The 18,538-nt window shown below is 57.0% G+C and carries 19 protein-coding genes; 14 read left to right on the forward strand and 5 right to left on the reverse strand.

From position 1 onward, the window contains the following. Positions 1-62 precede the first annotated feature (62 nt). The 8 genes from C5L39_RS00540 (at position 63) to C5L39_RS00575 (ending at position 8,801) form a co-directional block, all read left to right on the forward strand. Complete coding sequence (locus C5L39_RS00540) at positions 63-1,430, forward strand: dipeptidase (RefSeq protein WP_123046943.1); 1,368 nt, start codon at positions 63-65, stop codon at positions 1,428-1,430. Positions 1,431-1,647: 217 nt separating this feature from the next. Then, positions 1,648-2,172: an acetyl-CoA acetyltransferase gene (locus tag C5L39_RS00545; protein WP_123046944.1), complete on the forward strand. Its 525-nt coding sequence runs from the start codon at positions 1,648-1,650 to the stop codon at positions 2,170-2,172. A 274-nt stretch (positions 2,173-2,446) separates the two neighbouring features. Then, on the forward strand, positions 2,447-5,410 hold the full coding sequence (locus tag C5L39_RS00550; protein ID WP_123046945.1) for a Na+/H+ antiporter subunit A: 2,964 nt from the start codon (positions 2,447-2,449) through the stop codon (positions 5,408-5,410). After that, entirely contained in the window at positions 5,411-5,902 is a 492-nt protein-coding gene (locus C5L39_RS00555; protein ID WP_123046946.1) for a Na(+)/H(+) antiporter subunit C, read from the forward strand. Next, positions 5,895-7,628 (forward strand): Na+/H+ antiporter subunit D, encoded by a 1,734-nt coding sequence (locus C5L39_RS00560; protein WP_123046947.1) that lies wholly within the window; start codon positions 5,895-5,897, stop codon positions 7,626-7,628. Before C5L39_RS00555 ends, C5L39_RS00560 begins: the two co-directional genes overlap by 8 nt. Further along, the gene (locus C5L39_RS00565) at positions 7,628-8,137 is read left to right on the forward strand and encodes a Na+/H+ antiporter subunit E (RefSeq protein ID WP_123046948.1); all 510 of its coding nucleotides are present in this window, start codon (positions 7,628-7,630) and stop codon (positions 8,135-8,137) included. The genes C5L39_RS00560 and C5L39_RS00565 overlap by 1 nt, the downstream gene beginning before the upstream one ends. Positions 8,138-8,145: 8 nt before the next feature. Then, on the forward strand, positions 8,146-8,421 hold the full coding sequence (locus tag C5L39_RS00570) for a monovalent cation/H+ antiporter complex subunit F (RefSeq protein WP_123046949.1): 276 nt from the start codon (positions 8,146-8,148) through the stop codon (positions 8,419-8,421). Then, on the forward strand, positions 8,421-8,801 hold the full coding sequence (locus tag C5L39_RS00575; RefSeq protein ID WP_123046950.1) for a monovalent cation/H(+) antiporter subunit G: 381 nt from the start codon (positions 8,421-8,423) through the stop codon (positions 8,799-8,801). Before C5L39_RS00570 ends, C5L39_RS00575 begins: the two co-directional genes overlap by 1 nt. A 1-nt stretch (position 8,802) precedes the next feature. On the opposite strand, the gene C5L39_RS00580 is transcribed toward C5L39_RS00575, so the two are convergent. From C5L39_RS00580 to C5L39_RS00595, 4 genes are read right to left on the reverse strand one after another with little or no spacing between them, the layout of a single operon-like run. Beyond that, entirely contained in the window at positions 8,803-9,393 is a 591-nt protein-coding gene (locus C5L39_RS00580) for an alpha/beta fold hydrolase (protein WP_123046951.1), read from the reverse strand. Then, a complete protein-coding gene (locus C5L39_RS00585) occupies positions 9,383-10,525 on the reverse strand; it encodes a glutamate--cysteine ligase (RefSeq protein ID WP_123046952.1) in 1,143 nt (380 codons plus the stop codon). The genes C5L39_RS00580 and C5L39_RS00585 overlap by 11 nt, the downstream gene beginning before the upstream one ends. An 18-nt stretch (positions 10,526-10,543) precedes the next feature. Further along, complete coding sequence (locus C5L39_RS00590; protein ID WP_126268712.1) at positions 10,544-11,212, reverse strand: LytR C-terminal domain-containing protein; 669 nt, start codon at positions 11,210-11,212, stop codon at positions 10,544-10,546. A 10-nt stretch (positions 11,213-11,222) separates the two neighbouring features. Beyond that, complete coding sequence (locus tag C5L39_RS00595; protein ID WP_123047103.1) at positions 11,223-11,486, reverse strand: DUF3263 domain-containing protein; 264 nt, start codon at positions 11,484-11,486, stop codon at positions 11,223-11,225. Here C5L39_RS00595 and C5L39_RS00600 point away from each other — a divergent pair. The 5 genes from C5L39_RS00600 to cls all read left to right on the forward strand — a co-directional run bounded on the left by C5L39_RS00600 (position 11,485) and on the right by cls (position 15,990). Then, positions 11,485-12,096, forward strand: coding sequence for a peptide deformylase (locus C5L39_RS00600; RefSeq protein ID WP_123046954.1), 612 nt, complete (start codon positions 11,485-11,487; stop codon positions 12,094-12,096). The genes C5L39_RS00595 and C5L39_RS00600 overlap by 2 nt on opposite strands. After that, complete coding sequence (locus C5L39_RS00605) at positions 12,093-13,094, forward strand: N-acetylglutamate synthase, CG3035 family (protein WP_123046955.1); 1,002 nt, start codon at positions 12,093-12,095, stop codon at positions 13,092-13,094. The genes C5L39_RS00600 and C5L39_RS00605 overlap by 4 nt, the downstream gene beginning before the upstream one ends. A gap of 70 nt (positions 13,095-13,164) precedes the next feature. Beyond that, positions 13,165-13,593: a VOC family protein gene (locus tag C5L39_RS00610; RefSeq protein WP_123047104.1), complete on the forward strand. Its 429-nt coding sequence runs from the start codon at positions 13,165-13,167 to the stop codon at positions 13,591-13,593. 67 nt (positions 13,594-13,660) lie between these two features. After that, the gene (locus C5L39_RS00615; RefSeq protein WP_123046956.1) at positions 13,661-14,491 is read left to right on the forward strand and encodes an exodeoxyribonuclease III; all 831 of its coding nucleotides are present in this window, start codon (positions 13,661-13,663) and stop codon (positions 14,489-14,491) included. 5 nt (positions 14,492-14,496) lie between these two features. Further along, complete coding sequence (gene cls, locus C5L39_RS00620) at positions 14,497-15,990, forward strand: cardiolipin synthase (RefSeq protein ID WP_197714696.1); 1,494 nt, start codon at positions 14,497-14,499, stop codon at positions 15,988-15,990. On the opposite strand, the gene C5L39_RS00625 is transcribed toward cls, so the two are convergent. Beyond that, positions 15,962-17,197, reverse strand: a complete 1,236-nt coding sequence (locus C5L39_RS00625; protein WP_123046958.1) for a multidrug effflux MFS transporter — start codon at positions 17,195-17,197, stop codon at positions 15,962-15,964. The genes cls and C5L39_RS00625 overlap by 29 nt on opposite strands. 84 nt (positions 17,198-17,281) lie before the next feature. Between C5L39_RS00625 and C5L39_RS00630 the strand changes: the two genes are divergently transcribed. Beyond that, a complete protein-coding gene (locus C5L39_RS00630; RefSeq protein ID WP_123046959.1) occupies positions 17,282-18,532 on the forward strand; it encodes a Na/Pi symporter in 1,251 nt (416 codons plus the stop codon). Positions 18,533-18,538 lie beyond the last annotated feature (6 nt).

An 18,538-nucleotide genomic window follows, 5' to 3' on the forward strand; every position in this document is an offset into this window, starting at 1 on the left:
CTAGCAGTCGAGACCGTCGAGTGCAAGACATGATCTTGCCACCGGCGGTAACGTAAGTTCCCATGATCAACAGCACACCTATCGACGCCCTCAGAACCCACATCGAGTCCCAGCGCGAACAGATCTTCGCTGACCTCTCAGCCCTGGTCGCCTTCGACTCCGTACATGCCAAGCCTGGCCGCGAGGAAGAATACGCAGCGGCAGCCGAATGGGTACGCCAATCACTCATCGAGGCCAAGCTTGACGTCTCTACCTACCTAACGAGCGATGGCTCAACCGCAGTCATCGGACGCAAGGAAGCGGCCGAAGGCATGCCCACCGTTCTCCTCTACTCTCACTTCGATATTGTCCCCGCCGGTGAGGCGACCAAGTGGACCAATGATCCCTTCACTCTCACTGAGCGCGAGGGCCGCTGGTACGGCCGAGGAGCAGCCGACTGCAAGGGCAATGTCGCCATGCACTTGGCCGCACTACGCGCCGTTGCCGATGCCGGCGGCACCGACCTGGGCCTAGTCGTCCTCGTCGAAGGCTCCGAAGAACAAGGTGGCGAAGGCCTGGATCAACTTCTCAAGGATCAGCCCGAGCTGTTCCGCGCTGATGCGATCTTGATCGCTGACTCAGGCAACGCAGCCGTGGGCAAGCCAACCTTGACCACCTCGCTTCGTGGCGGCGCGCAGCTTGTTGTCACCGTGGACACCCTGCAGGCCCCGGTACACTCCGGGCAATTCGGCGGTGCCGCCCCGGATGCGGTCGCAGCTTTGGTGCGCCTGCTTGATTCCCTCCGCGACGAGCACGGCCGCACGAGCATCGACGGCGTCGATGCCTCCGCACGCTGGGAAGGCGAGCCTTATACCGCCGAAGATTTCCGCGCCGACGCTGGGCTACTCGAGGGACTGTCAATCATGGGCGCCGAGGATGATCACCCCAGCGATCTAGTCTGGGCACGCCCGGCAATCAGCATCACCGGCTTTAGTTCCACCCCGGTAGAAAAGGCCGTCAACGCAGTTCCAGCCACCGCCCAGGCTAAGCTCAACCTGCGCGTGGCACCCGGCTATGACGCCGACGATGTCATTGAAAAGCTCATTGCTCACCTCAATGCCCACACCCCGTGGGGCGCGCACGTCGACATTGAGGTCTTAGACAAAAATCAGCCCTTCTCCACCGACGTCACCGGCCCCGCATTGACGTTGCTGCGTGAGAACTTGGCGGCAGCTTTCGGTGCCACCCACGCTGCAGAGACCGGCTCCGGCGGATCCATCCCGCTCACCTTGGCCCTCCAAGAGAGCTTCCCGACGGCCGAAATCGCCCTCTATGGAGTTGAAGAGCCAAAGTGCACCATTCACTCCCCCGACGAGTCCGTAGACCCCAATGAGATCATCGGCATCGGCACTGCCGAAGCGGCATTCTTGCTGGCCTACGGCCTGAATTAAGGAAATTCCAGCAACTACTTGCGTTTGTGCGGTGCGCATGCTTAAACTGTGCGTGTGATCTACATCATTACTCTTCAGCGAGTAGCCAAGGCTACCAACCCCAGTGCGGCATAGGGACTGACTCCCCGCACCTGGGGAAGTAGTCGTTACACCATCCGCCACTGAAGAGTCGGTCCACTCCAACACCTTCCACTCGAAGACACCGAGGACCGTAAACATGTTCAACCACACCACTTTCCCCACCGCTTCCACCACCTCCACCGCTCCCAAGACCTTGACTCGGGACCCCTTCAGCAATCGCTTCGGATCTACCTATCGCCTGCCCCGTGGGCTGCGCGAAGAGGCCGCTGGAATGAGCTGGGCACTATTTAGTGCCACCTACTCTTCCCTCGCCGACATTCGGATCACCAATCTCGAGACTGACTTTCTCCGGGGTGGCCGCCAGCACTTCACCGCTGAGCTGACCCATACGTCCAAGACTCAGGCACCGCAGGTTGAAACTTGCCAGATCACCGCCATGGGACCAACCTCTGCCTGCACCCATCTGCTGGCTGATGCCGGCCGCCACGTCGAAATCTTGGACTTTCACCAGTTCGACATCTTCGAGGCCACTGTCACCTTCATCAAGGTCTCCCATCAGAACAATGAGCACCGCACCGCATGGGCCATGGGCTTTGGTGGAACTCCTGCCAGCTCTACTGCTGCCGCGCTAGCTTCCGGCGCACAGCGCATCTACGGATAGTCCCCGACATCGGATCCGAGAGTAACTCGACCGTGATGGCCTCATATATAACAGTCGACAGGTAGACTATGAGACCAATGGTCGTGCAAGTCTTTGGCTCCGGCGCGATCGTGGGTGCTTCCCGGTAGCACTCAGCTGACCGTCATCAGACGAGGCTGCGGGCTGAGGTATTACCCTCTAGCTGCAGGGATGCACACACGATGGTGATGCAGTCGACGAGGAATCGACCTGTTCCCGTCCTGTCCGCCTACGCGCGAAGGGGAAATACGCAGACGTGCTATTACTTCTCGGAGCCCTCACAATCGCGTCAATCACGGCGCCCTTTCTTATCCGGGCCATGGGCCGACCAGCATTCGGCCTCCTGGCACTGGTGCCAGCGGCCGGGTTTTTCTGGATTCTGACTCTATTTACTAACGGGACCTTCGTTGACGGCGGTGAGATCGCCGTCAATATTGCGTGGATGCCAGAAGCTCACCTGAACTTAGACTTCCGGCTCGATGCACTGGCCGGGTTATTCAGTCTGATCATCCTCGGCGTCGGTGCCCTAGTGCTGTTTTATTGCTGGGGATACTTCGATTCCAACCCGCATCGATTATCCATGTTCGGCGCCCAAATGGTCGCCTTCGCCATGGCGATGTTTGGTCTGGTGACCTCGAATAACTTCCTATTGATGTACGTCTTCTGGGAGATCACTTCAGTCTTGTCGTTCCTCTTGGTGGCCTACTACGGTGAACGTGCTTCCTCCAGACGCGCAGCCGCCCAAGCTCTGATGGTGACTACTCTCGGCGGGCTGGCCATGCTCGTAGGCATTATCTTGCTCGGTCGTCTCACTGGGATCTGGCGGATTTCGGATATCTCCACTTATAGCGAATTCGCCAGCACTCCCCATATGACCATGGCCATCGTGCTCATTCTCGCTGGAGCGCTGACTAAATCAGCTATTGCACCCGCACACTTCTGGCTACCAGGAGCGATGGCGGCTCCCACCCCAGTGTCGGCGTATCTGCACTCGGCGGCGATGGTCAAGGCTGGCATCTATCTCATTGCCCGCTTGGCTCCAGATTTCCAGGTGGTGGCCACCTGGCACCTAGTGGTCATTCCGCTAGGACTATTTACCATGCTCATGGCTGGCTGGGTTGCCCTGCGGCAAAAGGATCTCAAGCTCATCCTCGCCTATGGCACCGTCTCCCAGCTGGGCTTTATCACTGCCACCGTGGGCATTGGTTCGAGGGAAGCAATGCTAGCTGGACTGGCTTTGACCTTCGCCCATGCGTTGTTCAAGGCCACCTTATTCATGGTCGTCGGCGCGATCGACCACACATCCGGCACCCGTGATATTCGGGAGCTCTCCGGTCTAGGCCGCAAACAACCACTAATCACCACCCTGGCGGTGATCTCTGCGGCGTCAATGGCTGGCATACCACCATTGTTTGGTTTCGTGGCCAAAGAATCCGTCCTCGAGGTGGTCTTATACGAACAGCTCGTCGTGGGTATGCCGGGCAACTTGATGATCGTGGGAATGGTCCTAGGATCGATCCTGACCATGGCTTATTCTCTGCATTTTCTCCACGGCGCCTTTGCTACTAAAAAGCCATCACACCCCAGCGGTGGCGGAGTATCCATAGCGGTGGAGAAGATGCACCACATCGGCCCGCAGCTCTACCTGGCACCCTTGGTGCTGACCATCTGCACTGTCGTATTCGGTCTCTACCCCGCACCACTATCAGCTGCGATCACTCTCCACCTGGACAATATCTTCCCGCTGGCCGATGGCGAGAAGGCTACTTATCTCGCGCTCTGGCATGGATTGACCTGGCCGCTGCTGCTCTCAGGCATCATCATCGTCGGTGGACTCATCCTGCATTGGCAGCGTGATGTGGTGGCTAAGGCTCAGTTTGATACCCCGGCCCTTGGTAGCGCCGACCACGCCTATGACTGGGTGCTCGATACCCTGCGTAAACTCTCGCTACGGTTGACTGCTTCCACCCAGCGCGGCTCGCTTTCTGCCAACCTGGCGATCATCTTTGGCGTACTCATCTTATTGCCGGTCTCCTCGCTGATCATCGGCGATCTTCCAGATGTCCGCATGAAGCTATGGGATTCTCCCTGGCAGGCACTAGCTGCGATGATCATCATCGTCTCGGCCATCGCCGCCACCCAAATGAATAACCGCCTCTCCGGGGTCATCTTGGTCGGTGTCACCGGTTACAGCATCGCCGCGATCTTCGCGTTGCAGGGCGCCCCTGACCTCGCACTGACCCAGACATTGGTGGAGACCATCGTCATGGTCATTTTCATGCTGGTGCTGCGCAAACTACCCACTTCCACAGAATGGAAGCAATCACCCCAGGCTGATCGACTACGGGCCTGGCTCTCAGTTGCCGTGGGGCTGTCAGTAACCATGGTGGCGATGTTTGCGATTAACTCTCGCACCCAGGAATCCATCGCGACTTATATCCCAGATTTGGCAAAAGAGATTGGCCACGGAGCCAATGCCGTCAACGTCTTGTTGGTGGACATCCGCGCCTGGGATACCTTCGGTGAGATTTCCGTGCTGGTGGTCGCGGCCACTGGTGTGGCTTCCCTGATCTACCGCACCCGTTCGTTTACTCGGCCTTCCCGCCGGCCGACGCTTGCTGTCACTGGGCGCCGGTGGCTAGCTGCCGGAAATGAAGACGAAAAGCAGCAGAACCGCTCGCTGCTCGTGGACGTAGCAACCCGCATCCTGTTCCCCTCGATGATCGCACTCTCGATCTATTTCTTCTTCGCCGGACACAATGCGCCTGGTGGTGGCTTCGCTGGCGGACTCGTCGCCGCACTAGCTTTCACCCTTCGTTATTTGGCCGGTGGCCGAACCGAACTCGAAGAAGCTCTCCCCATCGACGCCGGTCGTATCCTTGGCTCCGGTTTGATCATCGCTGCCATTGCAGTCATTTGGCCGATGTTCCTAGGCTGGCCGCCGCTGACCTCAGCTTATGAATCAGTGGACCTGCCGTTGATCGGAAACATGTCGTTGCCATCGGCGCTAATTTTCGACACCGGGGTCTATCTCATTGTCGTTGGTTTGATCATGCACATCCTCAACTCCTTGGGTGGGCAGCTCGATTTGGAGGAACAGATGCGCAAGCAGCGCGCCCGCGATCGGGCCAGGTCAATGGCACGCTCGGCAGAGCGACGCCAACGGGCAGCCACTGCGGCGGCGTCGACAAGCACAAACACCAACGGAAAGGAGGACTAGATGGTTGCCAACCTATTCCTTCTCCTAGCAGCTGGGACGCTTATCTCCGCTGGTGTGTACTTGGTGCTCGACCGAGCAATGACCAAGATGATGCTGGGGCTCATGCTCATCGGCAACGGCGCCAACCTGCTGATCTTGCAGGCTGGCGGCCAGGCTGGGTCTCCGCCGATCATGGGCCGCGATAGTGAGGTCTATGGAGACCGCATCGCTGATCCGCTAGCGCAGGCAATGATTCTGACGGCGATCGTCATCTCGATGGCGATGACGGCCTTTATCCTCACGTTGGCTTATCGCCAGTACCGCTACCGTACGGCGGATGTTATCGAAGACGATGCGGAAGACGCCGCTATTGCAGCGCGTCCAGCTACCGCGAGCGCAGCTCCAGACCACGATGCCTCCGATGACCCGGCAACTGGACGCCTCACCCGAGATGGCGATAGTTTCGGACCGAGTTCTTTCGAGGCACCCGTGAAGGGAGAAGACAATGGTTGAGTCCTTCGTCGTTCCCTTCGTTAATGCGCTCTTGCCCTTTATGCCGTACTTGATTCCGTTGCCGGTGATCCTGCCGGCTGTGGCCGCGGCTTTGGCTTTGCTAGCGGTACGACATCCCCATATTCAGCGCATCATTGCACTGTTCACGCTATTAGCGCTGATCATTCTGGCAACCTCCATGCTCATTGTCACCGACTTTGAGGGAATCCAGACCGTGCAAATCGGTGGGTGGGACGCTCCGGTGGGCATCACCTTGGTCGCCGATCGACTCTCCACACTCATGCTCGCAGTCTCAGCAGTCGTGCTGTTTTGTGTCATGTGGTACGCGATTAGCCAGGGTGTGCGTGACGGCAGCAAGGACGAACCGGTTGCGGTGTTCCTGCCCGCCTACCTGCTGCTGACCATGGGCGTGAACATGTCTTTCTTAGCTGGAGACTTGTTTAATCTCTACGTCGGATTCGAAGTATTCCTTGTCGCTTCCTATGTACTGCTGACACTGGGCGCTTCTCCTTCCCGAGTGCGCGCGGGAGTCAGCTACGTGATGGTCTCCATGGTCTCTTCCATGGTCTTCCTCTTCGGCATCGGCATGGTCTACGCCGCCGTGGGAACAATCAACCTGGCCCAAATCGGTCTGCGGATGGAGGAAATTCCCTCCGGCATCCGAACTGCTATCTTCGGCGTCTTGCTGGTGGCTTTCGGCATCAAGGCTGCCGTATTCCCCTTGGATGCCTGGCTGCCTGACTCCTATCCCACTGCTCCTTCCCTGGTGACGGCGGTGTTCGCTGGTCTGCTCACCAAGGTCGGTGTGTACTCCATCATCCGGATGCGTTCGGTGGTCTTTACCGACGGCGCCCTCGATGGAATGCTCATGTGGGTGGCACTAGCCACGATGATTGTCGGCATTTTGGGCGCCATGGCACAGAACGACATCAAGCGACTTTTGTCATTTACCCTGGTCAGCCACATTGGTTACATGATTTTCGGCATTGCCCTTGGCTCCGCACTCGGGCTATCTGGAGCAATCTTTTATGCCGTGCACCATATTTTGGTCCAGACCGCACTATTTTTGGTCGTTGGCCTCATTGAGCGCCAAGCCGGCACATCTTCGCTGCGCAGGTTGGGATCTCTTGCCTATACCGCGCCGGTAATCGCGGTGCTCTATCTCATCCCAGCGTTAAATCTCGGCGGAATCCCACCGTTCTCCGGATTCTTGGGCAAGATCATTCTGCTCGAAGCTGGCGCCAATGATGGCAGTTGGCAGGCCTGGGTCCTCATCGGAGGTGCTGTGATTACCTCCTTGCTCACCCTCTACGTGATGATCTTGGTCTGGTCCAAAGGCTTCCTGCGCGATCGCAAAGACGCTCCCGAAGGCAACCTCGCCAACGCTCGACCTGCACCTTTGGTCGACATCACCGATGAGGTGGAGTTCGGAGACCGAGAAGATGTGGGCAAGATTCCCTTCGGGATGGTCGCCTCCACTGCTACCTTGATCGCTGCTTCTCTGGCGGTAACGGTTGCAGCTGGACCATTGGCTTCAGTCACTGGCCGAGCAGCAGAATCCGCCCAGGATGTCAGCATCTATCGATCAGCGGTGTTGGGTAGCAATTATGAAAACCCCTCCCGAACTCTTGATCAAGAGCGTCTAGACGACGGTTCTGACAACTTGGAAAACCGGGCAACCCCGCTTCCAGAGCCCGTGCCCGCTGTTGAGGAGGAGGAAAACTAATGCTCTCCGGATTCTCCCACCGCTTCCACCCCTGGTTCGTCGTCTGGATCACCATCATGTGGTGTCTGCTCATGGGCGAGCTGACCTGGGCTAATCTCATCGGCGGCTTGTTAGTCGGCATCGCCGTAGTGATGGCGCTTCCGCTGCCAGCCATGCCTACCGCTGGGCAGGGGGTTCGCTGGCTATCACTATTTGGCTACCTGGTTATCTGGAATAGAGATCTGTTGGTGGCTTCTTTCAAAGTGGCTTGGTTGTCGCTTCGCCCAGCCCCCTTACCGCGCACCGCAATTGTGAAAGTGCCGATGCGAGTATCTTCCGAACTGGTGTTGTCTTTTGCCACCGCGCTCTACAATCTCCAACCGGGTGGCGCCGTCAGTGATATCGACATCGCCAATCGCACCTGGACTGTGCATTTGCTCAATGCCGGCTCCGATGAGGCACTACGCCATGAGCTCAATTTAATCGCGGATCTTGAGCGTCGGATGATCCACATCTTCGAGAGGAGCTGAACCCACCCATGGACGACTCCATTTACAACGCCTTCCTCATGGTCGCGGCCGTGATGATTTCTATCTCCTTTATCATCATGACCTGGCGAATTCTGGTGGGACCGAACTCATTGGACCGTATGCTCGGCTTGGACGGTTTTATCGCCATGCTCCAATGCGCCTTGGCCACTTATATTTGTTGGTCGCTGGATACTACTGTCGCCAATGCCATGCTCGTGATCGCGTTGCTGGGCTTTATTGCCTCGGTGTCTGTTGCCCGTTTCCGCAAGAGGGATGGTTCCTGATGACCTATATGCTCTTCGCGGATATCGCCTCGCTCATCTTGATCCTCACCGGCGCTTTCTTAGTATTCTCCGCAGCGGTAGGAGTGGCACGCTTTGGCGATACTATGTCCCGCATCCATGCGATCACCAAGCCGCAGACCACCGGCCTAATTCTGACTATTCTCGGTGCGATTTTACGCGTCACGGGTGCGGAAGAGTTCGGTATCGCCGAACGCGGCGACCTCGGAGTATTGGTCTTGTTGGTCATCTTTGCCGCGATGACCAGTCCGGTTACCGCGCAGCGCCTGAGCCGAGTCTCCCGCCGTGAGGGGCTCTACGGAACCAAGGAATCCATGTCGCGTAACGACGCTCCCGCGGATCGTTCGCTGCGTCGTCGCTGAGCTAGCTGCTGTTTATCAAGGAGACGATCTCAGCAGCGAGGCGCTCTGGTTGCGCCTCATACCAAGGGGTCGCTGACTCCGGTACTGGCACAAATCGAGATCCCTGGATTCCGGAGTCTTCGTGTGCCGCCAAGATCAAAATAGGGATTCCAGCCTCTACCAAAGACTCTCCCAAATCAAGACCACGGGTAGCTTCCAGGCTGGCCATCAGCTCGCCTTTGTCTATGCCTCGACGGCGAAGGAGAAACTTAGGCACCAGTTTCATGGCCTTGAGCTGAGTGTCTAGTTCTTTCTCATCCACCCGCAGCTGTGGCTGCGATAGGACCAGGTGAGAGACTCGTTTCGGCTGAGCCAAGGAAATCGCAGCGGCAATCTGAGCTCCAGTGCCGTGGCCGGCTAGGATCACTCGGCGAAGCTCATTGCGGTCGAGGAATTCCTCTGCCGTCTGCTGCTGGCTAGAGAGGGAACCAATCCCTAGATTCGGCAGCCAAGACTTAATCTCGGGAGGCAAGGTCCGCACTACACCGGTAAAGGTGTCCGGCATCCGGCCTGCTGGGTGGAGAAGGACCAGGTTTTTAAGGTTAGTGGTCAAGGGGCTTCAGATCTTCCATCTCTTGACAGGTGGCATCGATCGCTAGCTTCCAATCGCCGGTCTGGAGGTAGATGCGACGCTGCCGCTGGTATCCGCCGCCGCGCTCAAGGATCTCCCAGATCAACTGGAGCTCAGCTAAGCAGCCTAGCTCTTCCGCCAGTGGAGATAGCTCGTCTACCAGGTCAGTCAGTTCCTCGGTGACCCAACGCTCATCGGTGTTTCGAGAGGTAATCACGAGCGCTTCTAGTCCGTAGCGGGCAGCGCGCCACTTGTTCTCCGCGACATGCCAGGGCTGCAAAATGGGTAGTTCTTGGCCGTGATCAATCATCCGATCAAAATGGACTACTAGGCAGTGGATCAAGGCGGCCACTGCTGAGAGCTCCCGAAGATTCGAGGTCGCATCGGCGACTCGGATCTCGATGGTCCCCCACTTGGCTGCGGGTCGGATATCAAAGTGCATGGACCCGGTGTGGTTGATCACTCCGGAAATCCCCTGGTCATGCATATGCGACTCCCACTCTGCCCAGTTCTGGAACTGATAAGGCAATCCGGCGGTGGGAAGCTGCTGATAGAGCATCGTCCGGTTGGAGGCATAGCCAGTATCGAGGCCATCCCAGCCTGGGGAAGATGCCGTCAGCGCTAGTAGCTGCGGGAATTTGGTCATCATCGCATTGATGATCGGCCACACCCGCTCTTCATGAGAGATGCCGACGTGGACGTGAATGCCCCAAATCAACATCTGCTGCCCCCAGTAACGGGTGCGTTCAATAATCTCCGCGTAGGTCATCTTGGCGGAGACTGGGTTGGTCCGGAAATCTGAGAAGGGATGCGAGCCAGACCCCCATAGCCGCAGCCCTAATTCATCTGCAGCTTCTTTGACACACGCGAGATCTGCAGCAAGTTCATTGATCGCTCCTGGCACAGTTTCATGAATCCCGGTGACCAGTTCAACGGTGTTCTGGAGGAACTCCTTTTCCAGATGAACCTCGGGGTGCGCGTTCGCAACCAGCTTGATCAATTCAACCGCTTTGGGTGCAAGATCGCGCGTTTGCGGGTCAACGAGGGCGATTTCCCATTCGATGCCCAGCGTCGGTTTCGGGGAGCGGTGAAACTCGATGGGCTCAATCGGCATGGGAGGTACTCCTTATATTTACAGTGCTACCTGGGTGACCAGAATCAGAGTGAGATCATTGGCACCGTTTTTTTCAAACGGAACACTGCCATCAATTTCTCGGGCGACGCCACCGACGCGATCAGCCAATGCCCGCGCGCGATTTTCTGCATCAGCATTTCCAGCTTCAAAGAAGACGGTGTTTTCCAACAAGATGGGATCCGAAAGGTTACCGACCTCTCCGACATCATATCCTTGCGCATCTAGAGTGCCTGCGACATCGGCAGCCAGATTGGAGACCGTCGAATTATTCAGCACATGTACCTGGGCAGGTTCCGTCGAGATCTCAGCGGGAGCATTCGCCGCCGGGGTATCAGCTGATTCCGAAGTTGCGGGATCAGCGTCTTGCTCAGTCGGGCTTGCGGGAGCTTCAGCGGAAGTCGCTTCTTCGGCATCTGCTTCGGCATCTGCTTCGGGAGCCGGCGCAGCGGAATCGGACTCTTCGACGGAGGTCGACTCAGTCTCTTCGGCGGCCGTAAGATCACCGGAATCCTCCCTGGTCATGGCGTAAAGACCCCATAAGCCAAGCAGGACGGCTACCGCGATGAGTATCATCGCTAGACCGCGTAATGGCAGGCCAGCTCCGGAGGTGGCCGCCTGGCCGGAAGAATCAGTAGAGTTCTGGTCATCCTTATTCACATTGGTCACAATAGTCACTCTAGCTTTCTTTTGTGCCAGCGCGCTCTTCGGCGCGCCTATCTCGGATACGTCGGAGTCGCGCGGTCAGGGAAGGATGGGCGGCCATGGCCGCCGGGACGTCGATAAGCACGTTGAGTCGCTGATAATAGCGAACTGGACTCATTCCCAGCCGAGCACGAATGGCTTCTTCCTTAATTCCGGCCGAGCGTGGGGAACGCTCCTCGAAATCGAGGAGACGGGCATCGGATTCGCTCAGATCGGGCATGCCTAAACTGTAGAACATGAGCATTCGCCCCATCGTGATCCATGGCGATCCCGTCCTACACAATCCCACCGAGCCTATTTCCGGAGACATCCTTGGCAACGCGGAGCTGCAGACGCTGATCGCCGACATGTACGAGACCATGGAAATTGCCAATGGCGTCGGACTAGCCGCCAACCAGGTTGGCGTGGGTCAGCGGCTCTTTGTCTACCACTGCCCCGATGTCGAAGGCCCCGAAGGGACTAAGAAGCCGGACGGCGGCATGCGTCGTGGCTGCGTCATTAACCCGGTGCTAGAGACTTCCGAGATCCCAGTGACTATGCCCGCCGACGATGGAACCGACGATGAGGGCTGCCTATCGGTACCTGGTGAAGGCTTCCCCACCCCACGCGCCGATTGGGCACGGGTCACGGGGTTTGATGAAAACGGCGAAGAGATCTCGATTGAGGGCTATGGTTTCTTCGCGCGTTGTCTCCAACACGAGGTCGGACACCTCGACGGCTTCGTTTACACCGACGTCCTCATCGGCCGCTACCGGCGAGCCGCGAAGAAGGCGATCAAGGCCCACCGGTGGAACCAGGCTGGCTTGACCTGGCAGCCGGGGGTAGATGAAGACCCCTTCGGCCACTGATGAGTATCTTTCGTTCCGACGCCGTCGAACCCGGCGACCGGATTGTCGTCCGGCGGCTACTACCCGAGACCCCGGGACACTTAAGCGATGTCATCGGGCATGTCTTGTCTACCGACCCGCTGGTAGTGCGCCCCCAGCAGGTCGGCGGGCTACCTTCTACAGCTGACTCCGTGGAGATTCCGGCCGAGCAGGTCAAAATCACCAAAAAGCTCTCTCCTCGCCGGATCCGCAACTCCGATATTCGGGCCGTCGAAACATCCACCGCCAAGGCATTCCCAGGCATCGAACATACCTGGACCACCGATGGCCAATGGCTCATGCGCGCTGGCGATGGAATCACGGAAAGATCTAACTCAGCGGCTCCGCTGGGTGCCTCGGCAGGATTCAATCCCGTCCCCCTGGCTGAAATCTCGGCTTTCTATGCTCGACATAATCTGCCAGTTCGCATTCTCATTCCAGAGCGAATCGGAGCCCCAGCCGAGAAGTTAGCTACCAGCAACAACTGGACACTAGGCCCAGAGATCACCGTAATGACCAGGGAATTGACGGATTTACCTGCGATCGACTTGGGAACTGCTCTGCGCTTTGAGATCAACCAGCAACCGGATGCAGAATGGCTAGAGCTCTACCACTTCCGTGGACACCAATTACCGGTGCAAGCGTTGGAGCTGCTTCGTAGTCAGATCGATGGGGAGATGGGATTTGGCCGCTTACTCACCGAGAAGGGCGCAACCGTTGCTATCACCCGTGGCACCTTGACCACCTCTGGAGACGACATTCTCCGGCTGGGTTACTCCGCAGTCGAGGTAAGCCCCGAGTGGCGCCGGCAAGGCTTGGGTACCCGACTAGGTGCCGAGATGCTTCACTGGGGCGCTTCCCAAGGAGCTCAATCCGCCTACTTGCAGGTAATTTCTTCCAATGCGGCTGGACGTGCGCTCTATTCCAAACTCGGATTCTTTGAGCATCACCGTCATCGATACGCGCAGCCAAACCCCTAGATAGACAGCGAACGAACAACCCCTCTGGTAGTTTTGCTTGCAAATGCTCTCAACTGCTCAAGGGGCTCTCATGGCTTTCCGCTTTTCTCCATATATTTCCTTCCCCGGCAATGGCCGCGAAGCCATGACCTACTATCAATCGATATTCGGCGGCCAGCTTGAGCTGATGACCTACGGAGATTTGCCGGCAGAAGCAGCCGCGCAGCTCCCCTTCTCCCCACCTGCATCTGCCCTTGCGCACGGCCAGCTCAACGCTGGCAGCCTTCAGCTCTCCGGCAGCGACGCTCTGGGAGATGAGTTGCCAGCGTTGCACAGCGAGGTCTATTCGTTTCTGATCAGCCCGGAGACCGTCACCGGGGCGGAAGCGATTATGGAGAAGTTCACTGCTACCGGCGCAGAGATTGCCATGCCCTTCGAACTTGCTCCGTGGGGTTCGCACTATGGCCAACTCAAGGATCCCTTCGGAATCCTCTGGGCTTTTGACGTAGACCCTGTTTAATCAACTCAGATCGGCGAACTCACCCCATTGGGCGCAACCCTGCGAAACCCCCGCTAGTCTGTAACTCATGCGCATCGCCAATTGGAACGTCAACTCCGTGCGTTCGCGCGCAGACCGTGTCGTGGAATTCCTTGATCGCCACGATGTCGATATCCTGGCGGTTCAAGAAACTAAGTGCACAGATAAGCAATTCCCCTACCAGCGCTTCTTTGATGCTGGCTACGAGGTCGCACACGTTGGCCTAAACCAATGGAATGGTGTCGCGATCATCTCCCGAGTGGGAATCTCGGACGTCGAAACGCATTTCCCCGGACAACCTGGCTTCCATAAAGATCCTGATCAGCCACAAGCAATTGAAGCCCGAGCGATCGGAGCCACTTGTGGCGGGATTCGAATCTGGAGTCTCTACGTGCCCAACGGCAGAGAAATCGCTGACCCGCACTATGACTACAAACTGCGGTGGCTCTACGCCTTGGGTTTTCATGTCGCAGATTCATTGGTTGCTCAGCCCGATCACCGAGCGGTCTATCTAGGCGACTTCAACGTCGCCCCACTAGATGAAGACGTGTGGGATATCGCGGCTTTCTACGGCAGCACTCATGTCACAGAACCAGAACGCCTAGCCTTCGAAGGATTGGAAGAGGCAGGATTAACCGAGGTCACTCGCGGTCTCGCCCAAGAAAAATTCACCTATTGGGATTACAAAGCCGGACGATTCCACAAAGGTGAAGGCATGCGGATTGATTTCCAGCTTGCTACCCCGACATTGGCAGCCGAAGCACGCAGCGGCTTCGTTGATATCGAGGAACGCGCCGGCAAAGGCGCCTCCGATCACGCACCGGTAATCGTGGATTACCTCCCCCGGGCCAGCGCTCGCGACTTCGATGAGGTTCGCTGAACATGATCACTTTCCTAGCCTCGCTCAGCACCTGGCAGCTCATTGGCCTCATCATCGATTACACCATCAAGATCATCGCTATTGGCGTGGTTCCAGAGGGGCGTCGACCCAGCTCTTCGACCGGTTGGCTGCTGGCAATTCTCTTGCTGCCCTTCGTCGGCTTGCCGCTGTTTTTGCTCATGGGTTCGCCCTATATCAACCAGCGTCGACACCGAATTCAGCAAGAAGCCAACGTGATGATCCAAGACGTGCAAACCCATGTCCCGGATCACCCCACCTATGTCGAGTTGTCGCACGAAACTGCGTCCATGATTTACCTCAATCGTCAGCTGACCAAGATCCCCGCCGTGGTGGGACACAACATGGGTGTGCACTCCGACTATGAGCTGACTATTGCCCGGATGGCCGCCGCAGTCGATGCTGCGAAGGACCACGTCTACGTCGAGATTTACATTACTTCCTGGGATAAGACCACCGAGGTATTTTTCCGCGCCCTCGAAAGAGCTGTCCAACGAGGGGTAACGGTCCTCTATCTCTTCGACCAAATTGGTTCGCACAAATATCCGGAATACCGCAAGCTAGGCCAGCGACTAACCGAGATCGGAGTCGATTGGCAGCTAATGCTGCCGCTGAAGCCCTGGCAAGGACGTTTCCGACGTCCCGATCTACGCAATCACCGCAAGCTGTTGATTATCGACGACCGCGTGGGTTTCATCGGCTCCGTCAACATGATTGACCGTAGCTACCTGGTCAGTAAAAACCTCAAGATTGGCCGCCAATGGGTCGATGTCATGATCGAGGTAGAAGGCCCAGTTGTGGCCTCGATGTCCTTCGTATTCGCCGTGGATTGGTATACCGAATCAGGACAGCTGCTCGGCATTTCGCCCCCCGAGGATGATAGCGATATGCCCGGATTAGAAGAAGACCCAACTGCCAATGTGGTCCAGCTTGTTCCTTCTGGTCCCGGTTATAACACCGAGCCAAACCTACGGATGTTTAACTCGATTATCTCCAAGGCCCGCCACCGGCTAGTCCTTTGCTCGCCCTATTTCATCCCTGATGAATCCCTGTTGCAGGCTGTGACCAGCGCTTGCTATCGCGGAGTGACCGTAGATTTGCTGGTCTCCGAACGCTCGGACCAGTTCATGGTCAACCACGCCCAGTCCTCTTATTACCAGGTCCTCTTAGAGGCTGGAGTAAGAATCCACATGTTCCCAGAACCCTACGTACTGCACTCAAAGTTCATGCTCGCCGACCCGGCCTGCGATATCGAGGCAGTGGGAGCCGTTGGTTCCTCAAACATGGATATGCGCAGCTTCGGGCTCAACTATGAGTCAACGATGCTTTTTACCCACGGAAACCTAACCGATCAGCTCAACGAGCTCACCGAGAACTACCTGCAAGTCTCTCGGCAGCTCACGCTCGAGGAATGGAATAAGCGCAGCTACTTCCGCCGCTACATCGACAATGTTATGAAACTGACTTCGGCGCTGCAGTAGTACCGTAGCGGCCGGCATAGATTGCACCGATCAATGCCAGCAGTGAACATACCGACATGCTCAATGCCATGGCCAAGCCCACGTTCTCGCCTGCACCCATCAATGGGCTGATCAGCCCGGCGAGGCCGAACTGAGTGAAACCCATGAGCGCAGAAGCGGCACCAGCACGTTCACGCACCAGGCCGGTACCCAAGGCGGTGGCATTGCCCATGATGATGCCGATCTGAGCTACCGCGATAAACAGCAAAACCATGATCAACCAGGTAACCGGGTAGAAAGCCATCACCAGCAGCAACAAGATTGAACTACCGAGAATCGCCGAGAGCGCGCAGATAAGGAGGCGGTGAGTGCTGACTCTGCCGATTAGACGGGAATTGAGGAAGCTGCCGCAGACTATTCCCGCTCCATTGAGGGCAAAAACAAAGGAAAACCCCTGGACTGAGAAGCCTAGATCCTGCTGGAAAAGGAACGGGGACGCCGAGATATAGCTAAACATCGCGGTAAAAGCCAAGGCAAAAGCCACCAAGTACCCGCGGTAACCAGGGTTAGCAAGCACGAAAGCGTAGTTTCCCACAATGTCACGGACATTGGCCGGGCTACGTTCCTCTGGAGGACGGGACTCATCAATGACAAAAGCCACCACCAGAAACTGAACAAATGCAATGGCCGCGAGCACCCAAAATAGGCCCCGCCAGCCCAGTGGCCCCACGAGGAGACCACCGACCATAGGAGCAAGCACGGGAGCAAGCCCCTGGATAGTCATCAGCAAAGCAAATGCTTTTGCCGCTGCCGCACCACGGGCAAGATCCGGTACCACCGCGCGAGCCAGCACAATGCAGGCTCCGGATCCCAGGCCTTGGATAAGCCTGGCTAGAATCAGGATTCCTACGTTGGGCGCTATGGCGGCCGCAATCGAAGCAATTAATGCCACGGTAGCGCCAGCGAACATCAGCCGGCGCCGCCCCATCGCATCTGAGATCGGGCCGATGATCAGCTGCCCAAAGGCCAAACCAGCCAGAAATCCAGACAGAGTTAACTGGACCATGGGTTGGGTAGTCGCTAGATCATCGACGATTCCCGGTAAAGCTGGCAGGTACATGTCGGTGGAAAATGGTGCGGAAGCCGACAGCAATGCAAGCCCCATCAATAGCGGGACCGTCAGCTGCTGTTTTTCTGGTTGCTTCCGGTCTGCTTTTGAAGAGATCATTGTCAACACACTAGTCCAGACAACAAATTTCACTGATAGTGATAGATTCAGGCAAACAGATGGTTTCCGCGTGGTGTCCATCAAATGAATGAGAGGGTGGGCATGGCTACTGATCGGGTGTTTCCCCGCGCGCAGCCTGGCACTCAGCAGTACATCAATCCCTCGTTGATTCCTCCCGGTGGCGACTTCGTTGCCCTTTCGAGATTCGGTTCTACGATGCGCTGGTTGACCGTGGCATTAACCATCGTGCTAATGATCTCCTCGATCTATCTCATCCTCGATGGTGCAACTGGCCTTGGTTCCGCCACTGTGTCGCGGCTTTTTGTATTAGCTGCCAATCCCATCATCGGCCTACTCATCGGTATCTTGGCTACTGCGACCATTCAGTCGTCTTCAACTGTCACCGCGTTGACAGTTGCGGCAGTGGCCACTGGTGGAGTTTCCGTCCCCGTAGCAGTACCCATTATTCTTGGCGCGAATGTCGGCACTACCATCACTCCTTTGATTCTGGCTTTTAGCTACCTGGGTGATCGCAAGCAGTTTCAACGAGCATTTACCTCTGCCTCACTACACACGTGGTTCAACCTCATCTTTGTAGTAGCGGCCTTCCTCTTGGAGATGCTTTTTCATCCGTTACAGCAGCTCACTTGGTTCCTCTCCGAGGCGTTGACCAGCGGCGGCCAAACTGCAGGCTCTTCCACTGGCGGGGCAGTGTTTTCGTTCTTTTCACCGCTCATGAAGACCATTGGTCACCGAGGCTTTTTAGGCAGCATCATGTCAACGCAGACGGCATCCATGATGAGTATTCTGATCGGAGCCATTTTGGTGCTGCTGTGCATGCAGGTCCTCAAAGCGCAGCTATCGGTGCTCACTGCCGCTACCACCAGACCGCTCTTGGAACGTTCTTCTGGGGCCTCTGATGCCTTGGGCTTTTTCTCTGGTACCACAGCAACCATGGCAGTTCAGGCGTCCTCGGTGACCATCTCTTCCCTGCTACCTTTCGCCGCTGCCCGGTCATTATCCCTGCGTAATATTCTGGTCATTACTTTGGGTGCGAATGTCGGAACCACATTCATGGCGCTCCTGACGGCATTGGCAGTCCCTGGAGCAATCGGCACTTTCGCCATCCAGGCAGCGCTAGTGCATGTCACCTTCAACGTACTGAGCACGTTGATTATGTTGTTGATCCTCCCCCTGCGCGAGCTGGTGATCCGCCTTGCAGAACGCTCGGGAAAGCTGGCTGTAGGAAGCTGTCCCAAAGCCGTTGCCTGGATGCTGGGTGGTTATTTCTTACTGCCCTCAATGGTCATCATTAGCTACGCGCTCATTAGATAGACGCTA

The sequence above is a fragment of the Corynebacterium alimapuense genome (assembly GCF_003716585.1).
Classification (GTDB): domain Bacteria; phylum Actinomycetota; class Actinomycetes; order Mycobacteriales; family Mycobacteriaceae; genus Corynebacterium; species Corynebacterium alimapuense.